At 62.8% G+C, this 4,738-nt stretch carries 5 protein-coding genes and 2 pseudogenes; 4 read left to right on the forward strand and 3 right to left on the reverse strand.

Going from position 1 to position 4,738, the window contains the following annotated elements; genetic code table 11:
- From RMO57_RS11230 to RMO57_RS11240, 3 genes and pseudogenes are all read left to right on the forward strand, one after another.
- Positions 1–312 (forward strand): annotated as a pseudogene (locus RMO57_RS11230) (PQQ-dependent sugar dehydrogenase); the annotation flags it as partial.
- 67 nt (positions 313–379) lie between these two features.
- Positions 380–691, forward strand: a complete 312-nt coding sequence (locus tag RMO57_RS11235; RefSeq protein ID WP_310386651.1) for a c-type cytochrome — start codon at positions 380–382, stop codon at positions 689–691.
- An 88-nt stretch (positions 692–779) separates the two neighbouring features.
- Positions 780–1,349 carry a hypothetical protein gene (locus tag RMO57_RS11240; RefSeq protein ID WP_310386653.1) on the forward strand — a complete coding sequence of 190 codons (570 nt, stop codon included), beginning with the start codon at positions 780–782 and terminating at the stop codon, positions 1,347–1,349.
- Here RMO57_RS11240 and RMO57_RS11245 read toward each other — a convergent pair.
- Positions 1,309–1,503 (reverse strand): hypothetical protein, encoded by a 195-nt coding sequence (locus RMO57_RS11245; protein WP_310386655.1) that lies wholly within the window; start codon positions 1,501–1,503, stop codon positions 1,309–1,311. The genes RMO57_RS11240 and RMO57_RS11245 overlap by 41 nt on opposite strands.
- 752 nt (positions 1,504–2,255) lie before the next feature.
- On the opposite strand from RMO57_RS11245, the pseudogene RMO57_RS11250 reads away from it, so the two are divergent.
- Positions 2,256–3,041, forward strand: a pseudogene (locus RMO57_RS11250) (transposase); the annotation flags it as partial.
- Between the two features lie 39 nt (positions 3,042–3,080).
- On the opposite strand, the gene dut reads toward RMO57_RS11250, so the two are convergent.
- Both dut and coaBC read right to left on the reverse strand, forming a co-directional pair.
- Entirely contained in the window at positions 3,081–3,533 is a 453-nt protein-coding gene (dut, locus tag RMO57_RS11255) for a dUTP diphosphatase (RefSeq protein ID WP_310386657.1), read from the reverse strand.
- The coding region (gene coaBC / locus RMO57_RS11260) for a bifunctional phosphopantothenoylcysteine decarboxylase/phosphopantothenate--cysteine ligase CoaBC (RefSeq protein WP_310386659.1) at positions 3,530–4,738 on the reverse strand (1,209 nt) is incomplete at its 5' end. The genes dut and coaBC, both read right to left, overlap by 4 nt.

A 4,738-nucleotide genomic window follows, 5' to 3' on the forward strand; every position in this document is an offset into this window, starting at 1 on the left:
ATGAAGCCGGCGTGGAACAACAACGGGCTGTCACAGGGGCTGTTCTGCAACGCATTCCTTGCTGGCTCGAAGTGGAAGGACTGGGACGGCCAGATGGTGGTCGGCTATGCCGGCATCGGCATTCATGGCACCCCGGTGGGCAACCGCCTGGATCTGTTGAAGATCAGTGCCGATGGGCTGTCCGCAACGAAGTCCGATTTCTCCTGGCCGACGGCCGCCGGACGGTTCCGTGCTTGTGAACTGGGCCCGGACGGCAATCTGTATGTCGCGCTCGAGGACCAGGGCAAGATCATTCGCGTGACGCCGCAATAACTGTAACTCTCAACCGCGCTGCCTCACGGCAGCGCATTCGTCTGTCTGCAGGGAGAAGGAGACACGTTTGCGAATCACGCTTCCATGGATTGCCGTCATTGGCTTGTTGGGCTCCGCGGGGCCGGTGCGTGCGGATTACGACCTCGTCGTGAAGAAGAACTGCCTCGCATGTCATTACGTCGACAAGAGGAAGTACGGCCCGAGTTTCCAGCAGGTCGCCGCCAAGTACGCCGACCAAAAAGACGCGGCAGATATGCTGGCCAAAAAGATCATGACTGGTGGAGCCGGCGTTTGGGGCGAGGACATGATGCCTCCGCAGTCGCAAGTGTCGGCCAGTGAGGCACGCACGATCGCAACCTACGTGCTGTCTTTGAAATGATGATTTTTTACCCGCACAGCTCGCGGTGGAATCGCGGCAACTCAGTGCGACGATGAGTCCCGTACGCAAACCGTTGTTGGCGATTGCCATGACCCTTGTCGGAGTATCCGGCCACGGCCAGACCTTCTACTATGTCGAAGCCGGCCTTGCCTCTTGTCCAGTCCCTCCTACGCCAACAACCGCGGTACCGAAAACGGTATCACGCGGTGTTGCCGTGCCCGGGCGCATCGATGTCCGCTGTGGGTTCGAGCAAGGGTCTTACACGGTGACGTTGAACTCCACCGATCCCGGCGCGACATTTTCGCCAAAGACATTTCTGGTCAATTTCGGCCACGTCGTCGGGAACGGCATTTTTGCGGTCACGTTCTCGACCGTCGGCATTCATAGTATCTCGACGACCATCACCTCGAACATGGGTAGCCCCGCGGCAAACGGCCACTTTGTCAGCCCAGCCAACGAATTCAACATCGTAACCATGCTTCGGCAGCGCCCAGACGCGGCCTGCGGATGGAATCCTTTAGCCGGCAAATTGCACAGGTCGGTGATTGCCACTTGCGAACGACTGCTGTCGCCATCCATGACTTTTCCGGAGGCGTTGGAAAAGGTCAGTTTTTTAACTACTCCTCAGGCACGAACGGCGTCAACAGCCACGACTTGATGCGCAACCAGGGCGTCGAATCCGGCTCCTCGTTCAGGATCATTTCCCGGTCGCCGTCATTGCCCAGCCACTCCAGGCCCGAGCCGTTCGGCCCCAGCCGCACGCGGTAGGCGCTTTGCAGCCGGTCGATGTCGATCGATGCGCAGCAGCTCACGTGCAAGTTGAGGGCTGTCGACCATCACGACCAGCTTCGCGTGCAAGCGGCCGAGCGACTGGCCGAACAGGAACATGCGCTCGTTCTTCTTCAACCGCGACGAACTCAGCTCGTACAGATCGACGCCCACGCGCAGCAGCTCTTCAGTAAGCGCAGGGTCAACCCACGTTGAATTCAGTTAGTAGTTTTGGCAGTCTCGAAGGTTCACCAATAACCTGAAGGATTGCATATGGCGACAGCATCAAAGAGTGACGAACAAGCGCGGCAGTGCTTGACGTGGGTGGACGAGCTGACCATGAGTGGGCAGATCAGCAGAGACTTTGCGAGTGCTCGCGGCCTGAATGTGGGGCAATTGAGGGCGTGGTGTGCGCATGCGCCGCGTTGGCGCGCCCGGTTGGCCGGGCAGGTCAGTCCGAGGCGTGAACCAGCAAGCAAAACTGACCCCGGATTCGTGCAGGCCACGCTCTTGCCGCCTGGGTCGGTCGTTAGGCCAAGGCCAGTCGCAGGCGCAGGCGCAGGCGCAAGCTCTGACCCTAGCCCGGCGCCGGGTTATGTGCGCATTGAGTGCGTTGGCGGTCAGGGCGGCGCGCGCAGCGATGTGCTGAGCCGGCCCACCACGGCACCACCTCGCGCTATCTGAAGATTGCCACCAGCACCATTTGCGCCACAGCAAGTCCACTCGATCTTCTGCCCAAGGTTGAACCAATGCCGACATCGCCAGCGAAGCCGCCCCTCAATTTCTGAGGGTGGCCATGCGCCCCACCGGGCTGGAGATGGCGGAGATATTTCGCCATCTCGGCCCTGCCTATCGTCAAGCGCACGACGGCTCGCTCAGCCGTGGGCAGCGCCGTGTCATGAGTGCCATCGAGCGCTGCCGCACGTCCGCGCTGGGCGGGCATGTCGAGGCTTGCGACTCCTGCGCGCATCGGCGCGTTGCGTTCAACAGTTGCCGCAATCGCCATTGCCCCAAGTGCCAGTCGCTGACCCGTGCTCAATGGCTCGAAGACCGGCAAGCTGAACTGCTCACCGTCGAATACTTCCACGTTGTCTTCACGATGCCGGAGGCCATCGCCGCTATCGCTTATCAGAACAAGGCCACCGTTTACGACATCCTGTTCCAGGCCACCGCCGAGACCTTGCGAGTGATCGCGGCCGACCCCAAGCATCTGGGCGCCGAGATTGGCTTCATTGCTGTTCTGCACACTTGGGGCCAGAATCTGCTGCATCACCCTCATCTGCACTGTGTGGTGCCAGGCGGTGGGCCGGCACCCGACGGGCAGCGATGGATTGCATGTCGTCCTGGCTTCTTTCTGCCGGTTCGGGTGCTGTCGCGGTTGTTTCAGCGCCTGTTCCTGGAGCGATTGCAACTGGCCTTCCGCGACGGCGAACTGAAGTTCTTCAACGCACTGGCCCCGCTGCAGGACCTAAGGGCCTTCGAGCAATATCTCGCGCCGGTCAGGCAGGTCGAGTGGGTGGTCTACGCTAAGCCTCCCCTCGGCGGCCCGCAGCAAGTGCTCGAATACCTGGGGCGCTACACCCCCAACTCGGCTTGATTCCGCCGGAAAAACCGCGTGTACTTAAACCTTGCCGGTTGAGCCGAAACCGGCCTCACCACGATGCGAGGCGTCCGCAAAATCTTCGACAACGCGAAACGCCGCCTGCACCACCGGCACCAAGACCAGTTGCGCAATGCGCTCCATCGGCTCAATCACAAAGGCCGTCTGCCCCCGGTTCCAGCAGCTGACCATCAGCTGGCCCTGGTAGTCGGAGTCAATCAAGCCGACCAGATTGCCCAGCACGATGCCGTGCTTGTGGCCCAGGCCCGAGCGCGGCAGGATGTTGGCGGCCAGGCCGGGGTCCCCAATATGGATGGCCAAGCCGGTCGGGATCAGCGTGGTTTGGCCCGGGGCCAAGGTGATGGCGGCGTCCAGGCAGGCGCGCAGGTCAAGGCCGGCGCTGCCGGGGGTGGCATAAGCGGGCAATTGCGCGGCCATGCGGGCATCGAGCACTTTCAGGTCAACGGTGGTCATTTTTCTTGTGAGTTCTTTTCAAAACGCTCGGCAATCTCGCGCACCAGTTCGCGCGCCAGGCTGAGTTTGTCGTTGTGGGGGATTTCGCGCTCGCCGGCGGCATCAATCAGCAGCAGCGCGTTGTGGTCGAGGCCAAAAGTGGCCGGGCCGATATTGCCGACGATCAGCGGCACGCCCTTGCGCACCCGCTTGGCACGGCCATGTTTGAGCAGGTCCTCGCTCTCGGCCGCAAAGCCGACGCAAAACGGCTTGTCATCCAGCGCCGCTAAGGCGGCGAGGATGTCCGGGTGTTCGGTCATGCTCACGCTCGGTGGGCCGTCACTGCCGTCCTTTTTGATCTTGTGCAACTGCACGGCCGCCGGCCGCCAATCGGCCACCGCCGCGGTGGCGACAAAGATCTCGTGCTGAGCCGCCAGCGGCAGCACCGCGTCATACATCTGCTGCGCCGTCTGCACATCAATGCGCTTGACGCCGCGCGGCGTGGCCAGATGCACCGGGCCGGCCACCAGCGTCACCGCGGCACCGGCGTCGCGCGCCGCGCGGGCGACGGCAAAACCCATCTTGCCGCTGGAGTGATTCGTTATCCCACGGACTGGGTCGATCGGCTCAAAGGTTGGGCCGGCGGTGATCAAGACGCGGCGACCCGCCAATAATTTCGGCTGAAAGAAGGCGATCACCTCGTCCAGCAGTTCGGCCGCCTCCAGCATGCGGCCGTCACCCACCTCGCCGCAGGCCTGCTCGCCGCTGCCGGGGCCGAACAGCGCGGCGCCATCAAGCTGGACCTGCGCAACATTGCGCTGCGTGGCCGGGTGCGCCCACATCTCGCGGTTCATCGCCGGCGCCAGCGCCAGCGGGCAGCGCCCGGTGGGGCGTGCCAGCGCCGTCAGGCTGAGCACATCATCGGCGCGTCCCTGTGCCAGCTTGGCGATGAAGTCGGCGCTGGCCGGCGCCACCAGCATCAGATCGGCCTCACGGCTCAGATTGATGTGGGCCATATTGTTGGGCTCTCGAGCGTCCCATTGACTGGTGACGACGGTGCGGTTGGAGAGTGCTTGCATCGTCACCGCGGTGATGAACGCTTCAGCCGCCTCGCTCATCATCACCTGCACCGTGGCGCCGGCCTTGATCAGCTCGCGCGTCAGTTCGGCGGCCTTGTAGCAGGCGATGCCGCCTGTGAGGCCGAGCACGATGTGGCGCCCGGCGAG

It is taken from the genome of Roseateles sp. (genome assembly GCF_031397715.1).
Taxonomy (GTDB): Bacteria; Pseudomonadota; Gammaproteobacteria; order Burkholderiales; family Burkholderiaceae_C; genus Paucibacter_A.